Source organism: Acidobacteriota bacterium (genome assembly GCA_018001935.1).
Taxonomy (GTDB): Bacteria; Acidobacteriota; JAAYUB01; order JAAYUB01; family JAAYUB01; genus JAGNHB01.
Map to the genome: position 1 here is coordinate 83,052 of JAGNHB010000008.1, position 16,471 is coordinate 99,522.

16 protein-coding genes are annotated in these 16,471 nt (G+C 66.3%); 14 read left to right on the forward strand and 2 right to left on the reverse strand.

What is annotated here, in order from left to right; translation table 11 throughout:
- Nucleotides 1-152: 152 nt before the first annotated feature.
- The 8 genes from KA419_05185 (at nucleotide 153) to arsM (ending at nucleotide 5,581) form a co-directional block, all read left to right on the forward strand.
- Nucleotides 153-836 (forward strand): putative zinc-binding protein, encoded by a 684-nt coding sequence (locus tag KA419_05185; protein ID MBP7865325.1) that lies wholly within the window; start codon nucleotides 153-155, stop codon nucleotides 834-836.
- Nucleotides 833-1,267, forward strand: coding sequence for a thioredoxin family protein (locus tag KA419_05190; GenBank protein ID MBP7865326.1), 435 nt, complete (start codon nucleotides 833-835; stop codon nucleotides 1,265-1,267). Before KA419_05185 ends, KA419_05190 begins: the two co-directional genes overlap by 4 nt.
- 1 nt (nucleotide 1,268) lies before the next feature.
- Nucleotides 1,269-1,964 (forward strand): cytochrome C biogenesis protein, encoded by a 696-nt coding sequence (locus tag KA419_05195; protein MBP7865327.1) that lies wholly within the window; start codon nucleotides 1,269-1,271, stop codon nucleotides 1,962-1,964.
- 155 nt (nucleotides 1,965-2,119) lie between these two features.
- The gene (locus KA419_05200; GenBank protein ID MBP7865328.1) at nucleotides 2,120-2,560 is read left to right on the forward strand and encodes a hypothetical protein; all 441 of its coding nucleotides are present in this window, start codon (nucleotides 2,120-2,122) and stop codon (nucleotides 2,558-2,560) included.
- A gap of 14 nt (nucleotides 2,561-2,574) precedes the next feature.
- Complete coding sequence (locus KA419_05205) at nucleotides 2,575-3,054, forward strand: rhodanese-like domain-containing protein (protein ID MBP7865329.1); 480 nt, start codon at nucleotides 2,575-2,577, stop codon at nucleotides 3,052-3,054.
- 126 nt (nucleotides 3,055-3,180) lie between these two features.
- A complete protein-coding gene (locus KA419_05210; GenBank protein ID MBP7865330.1) occupies nucleotides 3,181-3,630 on the forward strand; it encodes an arsenate reductase ArsC in 450 nt (149 codons plus the stop codon).
- Nucleotides 3,631-3,632: 2 nt separating this feature from the next.
- Entirely contained in the window at nucleotides 3,633-4,688 is a 1,056-nt protein-coding gene (gene arsB / locus KA419_05215; GenBank protein MBP7865331.1) for an ACR3 family arsenite efflux transporter, read from the forward strand.
- A 134-nt stretch (nucleotides 4,689-4,822) separates the two neighbouring features.
- Complete coding sequence (arsM, locus tag KA419_05220; GenBank protein MBP7865332.1) at nucleotides 4,823-5,581, forward strand: arsenite methyltransferase; 759 nt, start codon at nucleotides 4,823-4,825, stop codon at nucleotides 5,579-5,581.
- A 263-nt stretch (nucleotides 5,582-5,844) separates the two neighbouring features.
- On the opposite strand, the gene KA419_05225 is transcribed toward arsM, so the two are convergent.
- A complete protein-coding gene (locus KA419_05225; GenBank protein MBP7865333.1) occupies nucleotides 5,845-6,381 on the reverse strand; it encodes a 4Fe-4S binding protein in 537 nt (178 codons plus the stop codon).
- 264 nt (nucleotides 6,382-6,645) lie between these two features.
- Nucleotides 6,646-7,747, reverse strand: a protein-coding gene (prfB, locus tag KA419_05230; protein ID MBP7865334.1) for a peptide chain release factor 2 whose coding sequence is annotated in 2 segments (ribosomal slippage) — nucleotides 6,646-7,686 and nucleotides 7,688-7,747 — 1,101 coding nt in all. Because the reading frame shifts where the segments join, the coding sequence is not laid out codon by codon here.
- Nucleotides 7,748-8,171: 424 nt separating this feature from the next.
- Between prfB and KA419_05235 the strand changes: the two genes are divergently transcribed.
- Genes KA419_05235 through KA419_05260 form a run of 6 tightly spaced genes read left to right on the forward strand, consistent with a single transcriptional unit; the run spans nucleotide 8,172 to nucleotide 16,210 of the window.
- A complete protein-coding gene (locus KA419_05235; GenBank protein ID MBP7865335.1) occupies nucleotides 8,172-9,326 on the forward strand; it encodes a GAF domain-containing protein in 1,155 nt (384 codons plus the stop codon).
- An 18-nt stretch (nucleotides 9,327-9,344) separates the two neighbouring features.
- Nucleotides 9,345-11,363, forward strand: coding sequence for a TonB-dependent receptor plug domain-containing protein (locus tag KA419_05240; protein ID MBP7865336.1), 2,019 nt, complete (start codon nucleotides 9,345-9,347; stop codon nucleotides 11,361-11,363).
- 1 nt (nucleotide 11,364) lies between these two features.
- Nucleotides 11,365-11,898, forward strand: coding sequence for a DUF4154 domain-containing protein (locus tag KA419_05245; GenBank protein ID MBP7865337.1), 534 nt, complete (start codon nucleotides 11,365-11,367; stop codon nucleotides 11,896-11,898).
- Between the two features lie 19 nt (nucleotides 11,899-11,917).
- Nucleotides 11,918-13,534, forward strand: a complete 1,617-nt coding sequence (locus KA419_05250) for a HAMP domain-containing protein (GenBank protein MBP7865338.1) — start codon at nucleotides 11,918-11,920, stop codon at nucleotides 13,532-13,534.
- Nucleotides 13,531-15,774 (forward strand): PAS domain S-box protein, encoded by a 2,244-nt coding sequence (locus tag KA419_05255; protein ID MBP7865339.1) that lies wholly within the window; start codon nucleotides 13,531-13,533, stop codon nucleotides 15,772-15,774. The genes KA419_05250 and KA419_05255 overlap by 4 nt, the downstream gene beginning before the upstream one ends.
- A gap of 52 nt (nucleotides 15,775-15,826) precedes the next feature.
- Nucleotides 15,827-16,210, forward strand: coding sequence for a response regulator (locus KA419_05260; GenBank protein ID MBP7865340.1), 384 nt, complete (start codon nucleotides 15,827-15,829; stop codon nucleotides 16,208-16,210).
- The last annotated feature ends 261 nt before the right edge of the window (nucleotides 16,211-16,471 follow it).

The following is a 16,471-nucleotide window of genomic DNA, read 5'->3' on the forward strand; positions in this document are numbered from 1 at the left end:
CGGATCCGCCTCACGCCAAGACGCGAAGCCGCCAAGCCTCGCCAGGAACGACCGGAAAGATCATCGGACCCGCTTTGCGAGGCTCTGCGTCCTGGCGACTTTGCGTGAGGCTGTTTACACCGATCCCGACCGATCAGGGGAGATTGTCGGACATGGAAACGCAGCGTAAAATCGGCATCATTTCCTGCAGCGGGGAGGAGATCCCCGAGGGGACCCTCTCCCGCAACGCGGTGCGGCGCGTCCTCGAGGCCCTCCGGCCGGGGAGGACCGTGACGCTCTGCCTGCCCCTGTTCCTGGCCGGCGGCGAGGAGGAGCGGGCCTTCGCCCGGAACCACCCCGTCGTCGCCGTGGACGGCTGCGCCAAGCGCTGTGCGAAACGGGGCACCGAGATGCACAGCGGCCCGGTGAGCGCCTCGGTGGTGGTGACGGACGTCCTCGGCGGGCCGGCCGACGGCTGCGCCCGCTCGGCGCGGGACGTGTCCGCCGCCGACGCGGAGGCGGTCTGGGTCGTCGCGGAGCGGGTCGCCGCCGAGGTGGACGCCCTGCTGGAGCGCTCGCCGGCGTCACCCGCCCCGGAGGGGGACCCGGCGGCCGGCTGTTCCTGTTCGCGCCCCGTGCCCGGCCTCTCCGTCACGGTGGGCGGCCGGCCGGTCACCCTCGACGGCCTGGCGCTGATCTTCGACCAACTCGCCGGGGAAGGGATCAGCGGGGCGGGCGGAGAGGCCGGGGCCATCCTGCGGCGGGTGAAGATTTACCACGAAATCCCGGAAGGGATGGAGGAAGACTATCAGGCCGCCCTGTTGCGTGCCTATCAGGACTACCGGAGGAACCGATGAGAAAGAACGCGTGGAAGGTCGTGGTGGTGATCGCCCTGGCCGTTGCGGTGGGGCTCGTCATCGCCAACAAGAACCGGCCGGGGGAGACCGGGACGCCGGCGCCGGCGGCGGCCCCCGCGGTATCGGCCGCAGCCTCACCCGCACCGGAGCCGAAGCTCCCGAAGCTCGTGGACCTGGGCGCGAAAAAGTGCGTCCCCTGCAAGATGATGGCGCCGATCCTGGACGAACTGGCGAAGGACTTCAAGGGGAAGCTGATCGTGGAGTTCATCGACGTCTGGCAGAACCCCGAGGCCGGGGACAAGTACGGCATTCAGTCCATCCCCACGCAGATCTTCTACGACGCCGACGGGAAGGAATTCTTCCGCCACGAGGGGTTCTACCCTAGGGAAGAGATCCTGGCCAGGTTCGCGGAGAAAGGATACCGGTTCTGAGATGGAAGAACTGTTCACCGCGTTGACCCGGGCCGTGGAGGGGTCGGCCCCCATGGCCCTGACCGCCGCGCTGGTCTGGGGCGTCCTCAGCATCGTCCTGAGCCCGTGCCACCTCTCCAGCATCCCCCTGATCGTCGGCTTCATCAGCGAGCAGGGGGAGTTGACCCTTCGGCGGGCCTTCGGCATCGCCTCCCTCTTCAGCCTGGGGATCCTCGCCACCATCGCCGCCATCGGGGCCGTCACCGCGGCCATGGGGCGCCTCATGGGCCAGGTGGGGGCGTGGGGCAACTACCTGGTGGCGGGGGTTTTCCTGCTGGTGGGCCTCCACCTGCTGGACATCGTCCCGATGCCCTTCTCGGGCCCGGGCCAGGTGGGGCTCAAACGACGGGGGCTGCTGGCCGCCTTCCTCCTGGGCCTGGTCTTCGGCATCGCCCTGGGGCCCTGCACCTTCGCCTTCATGGCGCCGGTCCTGGCCGTCAGCTTCAAGGTGGGGGCCGACAACCCGGCGTACGCCGCGCTGCTGCTGGCCGCCTACGGCGTCGGGCACTGCGCGGTGATCGTGGCGGCGGGGACCTTCACCGGGGTGGTGGAGCGCTACCTGAGGTGGAACGAGAGATCGAAGGGGACCCTGGTCGTCCGGCGCGTCTGCGGCGTCCTCGTCCTGGCGGGGGGCGTCTACATGATCCACATCGCGTAAACGGGAAACCACGGATGAACACGGATGAACACGGATGGAATCGAGCGGGAGGCCGGCCGGGTCATCCTCCCGGACGACCCGCCCCCTTCTGTCATCCGTGTCCATCCCTGCTCATCCGTGGTTCAAATTCGATCCGGAATGAAGGAGGAATGAAGATGCGATCTCGTGTTCTGTCGATCCCAATGATAATGATCCTGGCCCTCTCGGCCGTGATGGCCGGGAATCCCGCTGCGACCGCGAGGAAGACGCCGGGGAACCGGTACACGGCCTACTATTTCCACGGCAAGCTGCGGTGCCCCACCTGCCTGAAGATCGAGAAGCTCTCGGCCGAGAGCCTCCGGGCGAACGAGGCCGACATGTTCAGGCGTGGTGTTCTGGCATGGAAAGCGGTGAACATCGACCTGCCCGAGAACGAACACTTTCGCAAGGAGTTCGGCCTGACGGCGTCCGCCCTGGTGTTCGTCTGCGAGGAAGGGGGCAAGGTCAAGCGTTCCCGTTTGGTGGACGAGGTCTGGGAGTGGGTGAACGAGCCGGAGGCGGACTTCGGGCAGAAGGTGGACGAGGCTTTCTCACGCTTCGTCGCGAACCGGAAGTGATCCGGAGCGATTCCATGAGTGAGTTCTTCCCTCAAGCCGATCACGCCGATGGCGCCCCCGTGCCGCTTTCCCCGCGGGAGGCCCACGAGGCCGCCCTGCGGGGCGCGGTCTTCGTGGACATCCGGCCCGACTTCGAGACCAACTACCGGGTCTTCGACGTCCCGGCCCTCTTCAACCTGCCGTACCGGGCCTACCGGGAGGGCTTCACCCTCCTCCCCGCGGGGGAGCCGCTGGTGGTGGTCGACAACGTGGGGACCAAGAGCCCCGAGGTGGCCCGTTTTCTCATGGCCAACGGCTGGCGAGAGGTGGCGGTCCTCGTGGGCGGCGTGGTGGCCTGGGCCCAGGACGGCTTGCCCCTGGCCAGGGACCCGGACTACGAACTGGTTGGCGGCTGCGGCTGCAAGCTGAAGCCGAAGAAACCGCGGAAGGAAGGCTCCGCGGTGGCGCCGAAGGCGGAGGCGGAGGAGGACCCACCCCGTGAAAACAGGGAATGAACCACGAACCACACGAAAGACACGAACGGGGGCGCGTGCTGACAAAACTTCCCTGAAAAAAACGATGGGGTGGGCTTCGCGGTCGTGCTGCGATGGATCAAATCGTGAAGGAATACAGGTGAACGGATGTCGGTAACGCGAAAAGTTCTGTTCCTGTGCACGGGGAACTCCTGCCGCAGCCAGATGGCGGAGGGGTGGGCGCGGCACCTGCGTGGAGACATGATCGAACCGCACTCCGCGGGAATCGTGGCGAAGGGGCTCGACCCGCTCGCCACGCGGGTCATGGCCGAAGCGGGCGTCGACATCTCGGGGCAGGCGTCGAAAACCGTGGAGGCCGTCCGGGACATCCCGTTCGACCTGGTGGTCACCGTTTGCTCCCACGCGGCCGAGACCTGCCCCGTCTTCCCCGGGAGAGCGCGGCGCCTGCACGCCGGCTTCGACGACCCCCCGTCCCTGGCGCGGTCCGCCGGGTCAGAGGAGGAGGCCCTCGCCGCCTACCGCCGGGTGCGCGACGACATCCGGGCTTTCGTCGAGGGTCTTGAATTTGAATCTGTTCGGTTTATCCAGGAGGGTTGATCATGACCGATCACGTTTCACGTCGCCTCTCGTTTCTCGACCGGTTCCTGACGATCTGGATCTTCCTGGCCATGGCCGTCGGCGTCGGCATGGGCGCCGCCTGGCCCGGGGTGAAGAATTTCTGGAACCAGTTCAGCTCCGGGACCACCAACATCCCGATTGCCATCGGGCTGATCCTGATGATGTACCCGCCCCTGGCCAAGGTCCGCTACGAGGAGCTGGGGCGGGTGTTCCGGAACTGGAAGGTGCTGCTGCTCTCCCTGGTCCAGAACTGGGTCATCGGGCCGATCCTGATGTTCGGCCTGGCGGTGGCGTTCCTGGCGGACAAGCACGAGTACATGGTGGGCCTGATCCTCATCGGCCTGGCCCGCTGCATCGCCATGGTGATCGTCTGGAACGACCTGGCGGAGGGCGACCGGGAGTACGCCGCCGGCCTGGTGGCCTTCAACTCCATCTTCCAGGTGCTCTTCTTCTCGGTCTACGCCTGGCTCTTCATCACCGTCGGGTTGCCGCTGGTGGGGCTGAAAGGAACAGTGGTGGCCATCTCCATCGGGCAGATCGCCGAGAGCGTCTTCATCTACCTGGGGATCCCCTTCCTGGCCGGGATGTTCACCCGCCTGGTGCTGGTGAAGCTCAAGGGGAAGGCGTGGTACCACGCGAAATTCGTGCCGGTCATCAGCCCGATCACCCTGGTGGCGCTGCTGTTCACCATCGTCGTCATGTTCAGCCTGAAGGGGGAGTTCATCGTCAAGCTGCCGATGGACGTGGTGCGGATCGCCATCCCGCTCCTGGTCTACTTCGTCGTCATGTTCCTGGTGTCGTTCTTCCTGAGCGCGAAGGCGGGGGCGGATTACGGGCAGTCCACCACGTTGTCCTTCACGGCGGCCTCCAACAACTTCGAGCTGGCCATCGCCGTGGCGGTGGCGGTGTTCGGGATCAACTCCGGCGAGGCCTTCGCCGCGGTCATCGGGCCGCTGGTGGAGGTGCCGGTCATGATCGGCCTGGTGAACGTGGCCTTCGGGATCCGGAGCCGGTATTTCAGGTGCGCCTCCCGATGAAGGGGGAAGCGCTCGCGAAGACGACCGCGCAAACGTCGCACCGGTCTTCGGTCAACGGTGAAAACAGAGGGTGTGCGAACCCGTTTTCAACCGCATCCCGACTTTTTGCGTGCCGATCGAAAAAGAGGTGACTTATGGCAGACAGTGACATCCGTGACATGGTGAAGGAAGCTTACGGGACGGTCGCGCGGAAGCAAAACGGCTGCTGCGGCCCGGCCGCCTGCGGGTGCTCCGGGGCCGCGGCCCAGCCGGTGCCCGAGGCCGACCTGGGCCTGTCCTGCGGGGACCCGGCCGCGTTCGACCAGATCCGGCCCGGCGACACGGTGGTGGACCTCGGTTCCGGAGCCGGCCGGGACGTTTTCATCGCCGCGCGGCAGACCGGTCCCCAGGGAAAAGTCATCGGCGTGGACATGACCGACGACATGCTGGGCCTGGCCCGGTTGAACGCGGTGAAGTTCGCCGCCCGGGAGGGTTACGACAACGTGGAGTTCCGCAAGGGGTACATCGAGGACCTCCCGGTGGAGGACGGCTCGGTGGACGTGGTCATCTCCAACTGCGTCATCAACCTGTCGCCCGACAAGCCGAAAGTGTTCCGCGAGGTGCACCGGGTCTTGCGGCCGGGGGGCCGGATGGTGGTCAGCGACATCGTGCTCAACCGGGAACTGCCTTCAACGGTCCGGGAGAACGCCAGCCTCTACGCGGCCTGCATCGCCGGGGCGCTGCGGCGTGAGGCGTACCTGGAAGCCGTCCGGGGGGCGGGGTTCGCCGAGGTCCGCGTGCTGAAGGAAGTCCTGTACACCGGTGGCTACAGCCTGTCGGACCCCGTGACGCAGGGCGTTGCGGAGGATTTGACCGGCATCGCGTCCAGCCTCACCGTCCTGGCGACCCGGTGACCGGATAACGGCTGGTCTCACCCTGAGACACGGCGGAGAATGATCTTTAGCCCGTCCGAGCGGCAACGTTTGAAGAAGGCGCATGCCGACGGAAGCGATCCGTATCACCTCCCGATTTTTCCTGGCCTTCCTGGAACGGAACGGCCGGAAGTTCCGCATCGCCATGGGCGTCAACATCGCCGGCTGATGAATGGCCTGGCGGGGCCCGTCGGGCCTCCTCGAAAATCTTCACCTTGAATCCGCCACGGATTCAAGGTGAAGATTTACCTCGGCTGCATCTCGATGCACTCCAGGGGGCATTCCTCCACGCAGAGCCCGCAGCCGTAGCAGGCGCCCGCGTCGAACGCCAGACGGTCGTCCTCGATCGTCCGGGCGCCGAAGCGGCAGGCCGGGACGCAGTTGCCGCAGTGGGTGCAGACGTCGGGGTCGGTGACCGAGATCATCGCGCCCTTGTCGCATGCCTCGCTGCGGTCCAGGAAATAGGCGCAGCAGTCGTCGCAGCAGAAGCAGACCCCGGCGGCGGCGCCGGCGGCGTTGCGGAAGGGGCGCGCCACCAGGCCGGCCGCCTCGGCCTCCGCGAGGAGCTTCTCCGCTTCCGGCCGCGCCAGGGGGCGCTTGCCCGACCCCGTGGGCTCCGTGTCCTCGAGCATCAGGCAGACGTCCATCCGCGAGCGCGCGCAGGAACCCTTGCGCTCCCGGCAGCCGCAGTTGGACACCCAGAAACCCGAGGCGTTCTTCACCAGCACCCGTGCTTCATCATGAGTACACACAAAGTGGACCGGCGACGTCTCGTTCCCCATCCCCACCTCCTGTAACCGCATATCCTCATGGCTATTCTAACCACGAAATACACGAAATACACGAACAAAGACCGCGGGCCCGGAAAGAATTCAGTAATTCCATGGAAACGATTTGATGTGCTTTCGCTGAAGAACCGAATACGCTCGGTTTTTCATCGCGATCAGCCCCCGTCCGGGAAGGGCAGAGTTTTACCCACCCATCCAGAACGCACTGATCCCCTGCTTTTTCGTGTATTTCGTGTATTTCGTGTATTTCGTGGTTGGTCAGGAAGTTTCCCGGAACGCGACGAGGTAGGCCTTGATGAAGTCGTCCAGGTCGCCGTCCAGAACCGCGTTCACGTTGCCCATCTCGAACTTGGTCCGGTGGTCCTTCACCATCTGGTAGGGCTGCAGCACGTAGGAACGGATCTGGCTCCCCCAGGCGATGTCCTTCTTGGTCCCGCCGGCGGCCTCCAGCTCGGCCTTCTTCTTCTCCATCTCGATCTCGTACAGGCGGGCCCGGAGGACCTTCATGCACATGTCCTTGTTCCGGATCTGGCTCCGCTCGTTCTGGCACTGCACCACGATCCCCGTGGGCAGGTGGGTGATGCGCACCGCCGAGTAGGTGGTGTTCACCCCCTGGCCGCCGGGGCCGGACGAACAGAAGGTGTCCACGCGGATGTCCTTCTCGTCGATCTCCACCTCCACCTCGTCGCTGATCTCGGGGGAGACGTACACGGACGAGAACGAGGTGTGGCGCCGGGCGTTGGCGTCGAAGGGGGAGATGCGCACCAGGCGGTGCACGCCGCTCTCCGCCTTCAGGAAACCGAAGGCGTAGTCCCCCTCCACCAGGAAGGTGACGGACTTGATCCCCGCCTCCTCCCCCGGCTGGAGGTCCACCATCTGGGTGTTGTACCCCTTTCGCTCGCAGTAGCGCAGGTACATGCGCATGAGCATCTGGGACCAGTCCTGGCTCTCGGTGCCGCCCGCGCCCGGGTGGATGGTCATGAAGGCGTTGCGCATGTCGTTTTCGCCGGAAAGGATCGTCCGGATCTCCGCCTCCTGGAGGGTGGCGGCGAGGCGGGTCGCCTGCTCCGCGATGTCGGCGGCGACGTCCTCTCCTTCGTCGGCCAGTTCCAGGAGGGCGCCGAGGTCATCCGCCGACCCCCGGAGGTCCTGCACCAGCTTGATGTTGTTTTTCAGCCGGCGGATCTTCTTGAGGACGTCCTGGGCCTTTTCCTGGTCGTTCCAGAAGGCGGGGTCCGCCGCTTCGCCCTCGAGGCATTCCACGTCGGCCGCGCAGCGTTCGACGTCAAAGATACCCCCGGATATCCTGGATGCGCTTGTGGCTCTCTTCCAATGTTTTCCTGATTTCGTCCAGTTGCATGTCGAGGACCGTCCCTGGTGGATTCCGCGGTTGACGGCCCCGGTCGGCCGTCGGCGCGAATTCCGCCATGATAGCGCACCCCCGCGGCAAATGCAACGGGTTCGAGGGGTCCCCGGCGGGTTGCCGCCCACGCGCCCTGCCGGGCCCTGGCGGCCCGGCAAGTGCCCGAAAGTGCCGTGGCGCACTTGACATTGAAAGGCCCAAATGCTTAAATCGTCCAATGAGCGGGAAATTACTCAAGAAAGCCCTGAACCGACCCGAAACGCGGGGGTTTCTGCAGGATTTCGTCGTCTCTCTCGGGACCCGGGCGTCGGTCCGGACGGCCGGGGGGGCGATCGTGTTCGGGGACCCCGAGGGGCCCTCGGATTCCCGCGCGGAGATATGCCACCAGGGTGAAACCGTCGGTCACGTGAGTGCCGGGGCGATGGCCGAACCGATCGCCCGGGTCATTCGGTTCATCCTGGACCGGGAGGCGGAAACCCGGGACCTGGCCTCCGAGACGCTGGAGCAGTACCGGGAGATCGCCTTCCTGAGCGAAATCTCGGAGATCATGGCGAACTCCTCCCTCGAGTTGCGCGAGCTCGGGAGGATCGTCATCGAGAAGGCGCAGCGGCTGATCGTCGGCGACAACGGGTCCATCATGCTGCTGAACGAGGATTCCGGCCGCTTCGAGATCATCGGGGCGTACGGGACCAAGGCCGCGGTCCCGGTGAGCTTCTCCGAGGGATCGGGGATCGTCTGGAAAGTGCTGCAGGGCGGGCGCGGGGAGATCATCAACGACGTCCGCAGCGACCCCCGCTACGTGCCGGGCGGCCCCGCCATCCACTCGCTCCTCTGCGTCCCGCTCCGGGCGAAGAACCGGGTGGTCGGGGTCATCAACATCAGCAGCGAGTCGCCGGTGGCCTACTCGGCCCGGCACCTGAACATCCTTCAGACCCTCGCCTCCGAGGTGGCGGTGGCCTTCGAGAACGCCAACCTCTACACGCGGCTGCGGGAGACCTTCTACAGCACCGTGCGGACCCTGGCCGAGACCATCGAGCGGCGGGACACCTACACGGGCGGCCACACCCAGCGGGTCATGGAGTACGCCCTCGGCGTCGGCGACGTCATCGGGCTCGACTACGGCCAGCTCAACGACCTCGAGCTGGTGGCCGTCCTCCACGACGTGGGGAAGATCGGCGTCAGCGACCTGATCCTCCTCAAGCCCGACCGGTTGACGGCCGAGGAGTACGAGACCATGAAGACCCACTCCGCCATCGGGAGCGAGATCCTCGCCAACATCCGGGAACTCCGCCGGCTGGTCCCCGGCATCCGGCACCACCACGAGCACTTCGACGGCAACGGGTACCCCGACGGCCTGGCGGGGGAGAAAATCCCCCTTCTCGCCCGGGTCGTCTCGGTGGCCGACACCTTCGACGCCATGACCAGCGACCGTCCCTACCGGCACGGCCTGAGCCCCGACAGGGCCTTCCGGGAGTTGCTCCGCTGCAGCGGGAGCCAGTTCGACCCCCTCATGGTCCGGGCGTTCATCAGCCGGTTCGCGGAGTCTTTCGGGTTCAGGGCGCCGGACGCCGTGTGACGGCGCGGGAGGACAACCATGAAGATCCGGGCGATCATCCCTGGCGGTCTTCTCTGGGTGCTCCTGCCCCTGCTCGTCGGGGCCGCCGTCGGCCAGGACAGGGGCGGGACCCCCGAGGAGGAGCTGGAGCGGATCCGGGGAATGTCCCTGGCGGACCTTCTGGAGACCGAGATCCGGGTGACGTCGAACAAGGCGCAGACTGCCCGCGAGTCCTCCGGCATCGTTTCCGTGGTGACGGCCGACGAGATCCGACGCTCGGGCGCCCGCGACCTTCTGGACGTCCTCCGCCTGGTCCAGGGCTTCGAGTTCGGCCTGGACGTTCACGCGGTGATCGGGCTGGGCTTTCGCGGCAACTGGGGCCTGGAGGGCAAGATCCTCGTGCTGCTCGACGGGCTGGAACTCAACGAGTCCTTCTACGGCATCGTCCCCTTCGGAAACCACTTTCCCGCGGACCAGGTCCACCGCATCGAGATCATCCGCGGCCCGGGCTCGGTGATGTACGGCGGGAACGCGGAGCTGGCGGTCGTCAACATCGTCACGAAGGGCGCCGCGGCCCTCGAGGGGGCTTACGTCCACGGCACGTACGGGACCTTCGGCGACACGTACGGCCGGCGCGACGCGGGCCTCGTCGCCGGGTACCGGAAGGGGGACCTCCGGCTGGACGCTGCCGCGTTCTTCGGCCAGGGCCGCGTGAGCGACCGCGACTACACCGACAGCGAGGGGAACACCATCAACCTGGGCTCCTCCACCGCCAAGTGCCCCGGCATGGTGAACATCGGGGCCTCCTTCAAGGGGCTGGCCTTCCGCTTCGTGATGGACCGCTACCTCACCGAGGCCCGGGACGGCTGGGGGCTGAATCACCCGGAACCGATCCCCAACGATTTTCCCTCCTATCTCGTGGAAGCCCGCTACGAGTGGCGCCCGACCGAGCGCCTGAAGCTGACGCCCTCCGTCCAGTTCAAGAGCCAGGCGGCCTTCAACGGGACCAACGAGGCGGCGATCGTCAACAACCTCTACTTCGACCTCTGGACGGATCGCCGCCTGGGCCGGCTGACCCTCGAGTACGAGGCGTCGAAGGACCTTTCCATCCTCGCCGGCGCGGAGTACCGCCACGACTTCGCCCGCATCTTCGGGCCCGACGAGCTTGTGAGCCTCTTCAACGGGGGCCTGCGCACCGTGGACTACTCCAACGGGGCCTTCTTCGCCCAGGGGACCCTCCACACGGCGCTGGCGGACTTCACCGGCGGAATCCGCTTCGAGCACCACAGCCAGTTCGGCAACTCCGCGGTCCCCCGCTTCGCCGCGACCCGCACCGGCGAGCGCTGGCACGTCAAGGTGCTGTTCGCCAAGGCGTTTCGGGCGCCCACCATCGCCAACATCGACTACAACCCCGACATCCGCCCCGAGAAAGCCTACTCCTTCGAAATCGAGTTCGGCTGGCGCCCGGCCCGGGACGTCTACCTGACGGGGAACCTCTTCTACCAGACCCTGCGCGACAACATCGTCTACGTCAACGAGGCCGAGACCCAGGAGTCCACCTACCTCAACCTCGGCCGGACCACCACGTGGGGTGTCGAAGCCGACCTTCGGTGGAAGCGGGAAAGGCTTGACCTCCACCTCGGCTACTCCTGGTACCGGGTCTCGGAAAACGACGCCCCGCCGTACGAGGTGCCCGGTGACGAGAGGGCCCTGCTGGCCTTCCCGAACCACAAGTTCACCGTCTCGGGGACGTTCCTGCTGGGGCGGGGTTTCTCGCTGAACACCACGCTCGCGGTCCTGGGAGAGCGTCACGGCTACCGTTCGGACGGGACCGGGACCCTGGTCCCGGACACCTTCCCGGTCCGTGCGCTCTGGAATGTCTACCTCCTTCGGGAAAACTGCTTCGCGGAAGGGTTGGACCTCGGGGTCGGGGTGTACAACCTGCTCGGGTCCGGTTACGCCTACATTCAGCCCTACCAGGCCAGTCACCCCCCGCTGCCCGGCCCCTCCCGGGAACTGGTGCTCAAGCTCGGCTGGCGATTCGACTGGAAGCACTGACATGAGATCCCTCGGCCTCCTCCTGCCCTGCCTGATCTGCCTGACACTCCCGGTGCGGGCCCAGGAGGAGACGTCCCCCGACATCCAGGCCATCACCTTCACCAAGATCTTCTCCTACGTCAAGACCCTCAAGGGAAAATCGCCGGGGGTCATTGCCATCGTGGACGGGGGGGACGGGGCCGGGGGCGCCCGGGCGATCGCGGAAGCCTTCCGGCGGGAGATCGACCGGTCCGGGCTCTCCCGGCGGTTCCGCGTCTCCCAGCTCCCGGTCGACCGGCTCGACCCCGCGAGCACGGACGTCTGCTACATCGGGTCCGTCTCCGGCGCCCGGGGCGTCGAAAGCTTCTGCCTTCGCAACAAGGTCCTCACCATCACGAGCTCGCCCGAGGTCATGAAGCGCGGGATGGTGTCGATCCTGGTGGGGCTGTCGGACAACAAGCTGAAAATCGTCGTGAACATGAGCCGTTTGCGGAGCGAGGGTCACGAAATCTCCGCGGAACTGCTCGACCTTCCCCGGGTCGCCATCATCCGCTGAACGGAGGCCGTCGACGGACATGCATGACCAACGACAACGTGAAACCCTGAGATGGCGCCACCGTCTCGGCTTCCGCATGGTCTGCCTGACGGCCCTGCTCCTGGGCGCCATATCCCTGTTCATCTTCTTCTTTTTTCCCGACCGCCTCGAGCGGCAGTACGCCCGCGCCGTGGAGGACAAGGCCGCGGGGATCGCCTCGATGACGGCCTACGGCGTTCGCGCAGGGGTCTACTTCGACGACGCCGAGGCCATCCAGAAAGCCGTTGAAATCGCCCGGCAGAACCGGGAACTCGTCTACCTGGTCGTGGAGAACGCCGAGGGGCGGCCCCTGGCCATGTTCAATCCCCAGGAGGCAGCCCGGCACCACTACCGCGAAGCCGCGACGAAACCCCCGGGGACCGACGCGGTCTGCGCCGTCTCCAGCCCGGTCACGCGGGAGGGGAAGCTGATCGGGCGGCTGTTCCTGGGCCTTTCCACCCGGGCGGTGGACGAGGAGGTGAGCCGGAGCCGTTCCCTGGTGGCCCTCATCAGCGCCATCATCTTCCTGGTCGGGCTCGCCGCCGCGTTCTTCATCGGCCGGATCGTGACCCGGCCCCTGAACCGGATCATCGGGATCATCGGCAAGATCAGCGGCGAGAACCTCAAGCAGCGGGCCCCCGTCGAGGAGATCGACAGCGAGGCCGGGCAGCTGGCCCGGGCGTTCAACCGGATGCTGGACGAGCTCGAATCGGCGTGGCTCAAGTACGAGGAGATCAACCGCACGCTCGAGAAGCGCATCAAGCTGCGCACCCACGAACTGACCCGGGAGATCGCCGAGCGGCGAAAGATCGAGGACGCCCTCCGGGAGTCCAACGAGCAGCTCAAGCAACTGGACAACCTCAAGACCGAGTTCATCTCCACGGTCTCCCACGAACTCCGGACCCCGATGACCTCCGTCCTCGGGTTCGCGAAGATCTGCCGGCGCAAGCTCGACAACGCCGTCCTCCCGGCGCTCGGGGCCGGCGACGGCACGCCCGCCCGCCAGGCCTTCGACCAGGTCCGCCATGACCTTGAGATCATCGTCAACGAGGGAGAGCGGCTGACCGCCCTCATCAACGACGTCCTGGACCTGGCCAAGCTCGAGTCCGAGAAGATGGAGTGGAACATGCAGCCCCTGCAGATCCGGGACGTGGTCTCCCAGGCCGTGGAGGTGGTCCGTCCCCTGGTGTTCCAGAAGTCCATCGAGATCCGCACCGAGTTCGGGCAGCCGCTGCCCGAGATCCTGGGTGACCCGGACCGCATCCTGCAGGTCCTGATCAACCTGCTCTCCAACGCGGTGAAGTTCACCGACCAGGGAGGGGTCACCTGCACCGTGAAGTCGGAAGGGCCCGAGGTGCTCGTCAGCGTGATCGACACCGGGATCGGCATCGCCGAGCAGGACCTGGAGTCCGTTTTCGACAAGTTCAAGCAGGTCGGGGACACGCTCACGGGAAAACCCCGGGGGACCGGTCTCGGCCTCCCCATCACCAAGCACATCATCGGTGTGCACAAGGGGCGGATCTGGGCGGAGAGCCGCCTCGGGGAAGGGAGCCGTTTCTTCGTGGCCTTCCCGGCTTATGAAGCGTCCGCCCAGGCGCTGAGGGAGTCGGTTTCATGACGACACAAAACGACGGGGACAAGACGAACCGGGAGCTGGAGGACCTGGTCCGAAGCCGGACCGCAGACCTCGAGCGGGCCAACATGGCCCTCTTCGAGGAGGTGGTCCAGCACGAGAACACCATCAAACTCCAGCAGGCGCTCTTCTACATCAACGAGGAGGCGTCGCGGGCCGAGGACCTCGAGGCCTTCTACCCCGTGGTGCATCAGATCGTCCAGGGGTTGATGCACGCGACGAATTTCTTCATCGCCCTCTACGAGCCCCAGACGGACCTGCTCACCTTCCCCTACTTCCGGGACGTGATCGACTCCCCCCCGCCGTCCCGGCACCCCGGACGGGGGCTTACGGAGTACGTCCTGCGCACCCGGGCGCCGCACCTGATCCTGCGGGAGGAACTCGACCGGCTGGACCGCGACGGCGTGACCCTCAACGCCTACGGGACGAGCCCCGCCTGCTGGCTGGGGGTCCCCCTCGCCCTGGGGGAGCGCTTCTTCGGGGTCATGGCCGTCCAGAGTTACGACGCCGAGCACCTCTACACCGAGCAGGACATGGACGTCCTGGTCTTCGTCGCCCGGCAGGTTTCCACGGCCATCGAGCGGCTCGCGCTGGAAGCCATGCGCCGCCGTTACGAGTTCATCGTCAACACGGCACAGGAGTACATGTCCCTGGTGGACCGCCAGTACCGGTACGTCGCGGTGAACGACGCCTACTGCCGGGCCCGCCGGCACGCCCGCGAGGAGGTCCTCGGGCGGACGGTGTCCGAGATCTGGGGGGAGGACCGCTTCAAGCGTTTCATGAAGCAAAACTTCGACACCTGCTTCTCGGGCCAGGTGGTGAACTACCTCAGCCGGTTCTCCTTCGACGAGGGGGAGGAGCGGTGCATGGACGTGACGTACTACCCCTTCCGCAACCCCGCCGGCGAAGTGACCCATGCCGCGGTCGTGAGCCGGGACGTCACCGTGCAGGTCCATGCCCAGGAAGAGCTGCGCAAGGCCAAGGAGGAGCTGGAGGTCCGGGTGGAGGAGCGGACGGCCGAACTCAAGCGGGTGATCGGGCAGCTCCGGAAGGAAATCAACGAGCGGCAACTGGCGGAGCGGGCCCTCAAGCGCAAGGAGGAGTACTTCCGCGCCCTGATCGAGAACGCCCAGGACACCATCGCCATCCTCGACGACCAGGGGACGATCACCTTCCAGAGCCCGTCGATCCTCCCGATGCTGGGGTATGCCCCCGAGGAACTGGTCGGCCGGAACGCCTTCGGGTACATCCACCCGGACGACCGCCCCCTGATGCTGAAGGCCTTCGAGGAATCGAAGTACCTTTCCGGGCGCACCACCAAGGTGGAGTTCCGGTGGCTCCACCGCGACGGCGCCTGGCGCCACATCGAGGCCATCGGCAGCAACCTCCGGGACAACCCCGACATCGGCGGGATCGTCATCCACTCCCGCGACATCACCGAGCGCAAACAGGCGGAGGAGGCCCTGTTGCGCTCCAACGAGAAACTGAAGGAGTTGGACCAGGTCAAGACCGTTTTCCTCTCCACGGTGTCCCACGAGCTTCGGACCCCCCTGACCTCCATCCTGGGCTTCGGCAAGATCATCCGGCGCAAGCTCTCCGAAGCCGAGGGGGCCCGCGACGGCGACACCCCTTCGCGGTCGGACCGGGTCCTCACCCAGGTGGCGGAGAACGTGGGGATCATCGTCGCCGAGGCCGAGCGCCTCACCTCGCTGGTGAACGACGTGCTGGACATCACCCGGATGGAGTCGGGGATGCTGGAGTGGAAGCGGCTGCCGGTCCACATCCCCGACCTCGTCGCGCAGGCGGCGGCCGCCACGGCCGCCATGGCGGAGAACCGGGAGATCGCGATCCGGACCGAATTCCCCCCCGATCTGCCCGAATTCAACGGGGACCCCGACCGCCTGCACCAGGTCCTGGTCAACCTTCTCTCCAACGCCTTGAAGTTCACCGAGAAGGGGACCGTCACCGTGTCGGCACGGCGGGAGGGGAACGATCTCCTCGTCAGTGTCGCGGACACGGGGATCGGCATCGACCCGACCTTCCACGAGAGAATCTTCGACAAGTTCCGGCAGGTCGGGGACACCCTGACCGGGAAGCCGGAGGGCACGGGGCTGGGCCTTCCCATCTGCCGGCAGATCGTGGAACACTACGGCGGCCGGATCCGGGTCGAGAGCACGCCGGGGACCGGAAGCATTTTCTCGTTCACCCTGCCCCTGTCCCCTTGATCTCGGGGGTGGGACCTGTGGTACAATCCGGCCGTCGCACTGGGAGGGTAGAATGCCCAAGATCCTTATCGTAGACGACGAGGCGCATATTCGACTGCTTCTGGAGCAGTCTCTGGAGGAATTCGAGGACGTCGGCGTCGAGATCATGACCGCCTCGAACGGGCGGGAGGCGTTCGAGATGATCCAGGCGAACCACCCGGACCTCGTCTTCCTGGACGTCATGATGCCGGAGATGAACGGTTACGACGTCTGCCTGAAGGTGAAGCGGGAACTCGGGATGACCGGCGTTTACATCATCATGCTCACCGCCAAGGGCCAGGAGTTCGACCGGAAAAAAGGCATCGACTACGGCGCCGACCTCTACATGACCAAACCCTTCGACCCGGACGTGATCGTGGACAAGACCGCGGAAGTCCTGGGCATCCGGCCCGAGTGACCGGCGCGCGGCCGGTCCCGTCCGGAAAGCCGCCCGATGGGTGAAGGCGATCACGGGGAAACGACCCGCCCCTCACATGACAGGATGAAGAGAGCCTCCCCGGTCCCGGCCGGGGATCGTTGTTTTCCGCGCTCCCGGCGGTTTCGCCCCCCCCGGCCGTCCGAGACGGGACGGCGGGGCCCGGGCCTGGGCCTTGCGCTCCTCGCGGCCCTGGCGGTCGTCGGCGGCTGCGGGAGAACCGCCGCGCCGGGCGCTTCGGGG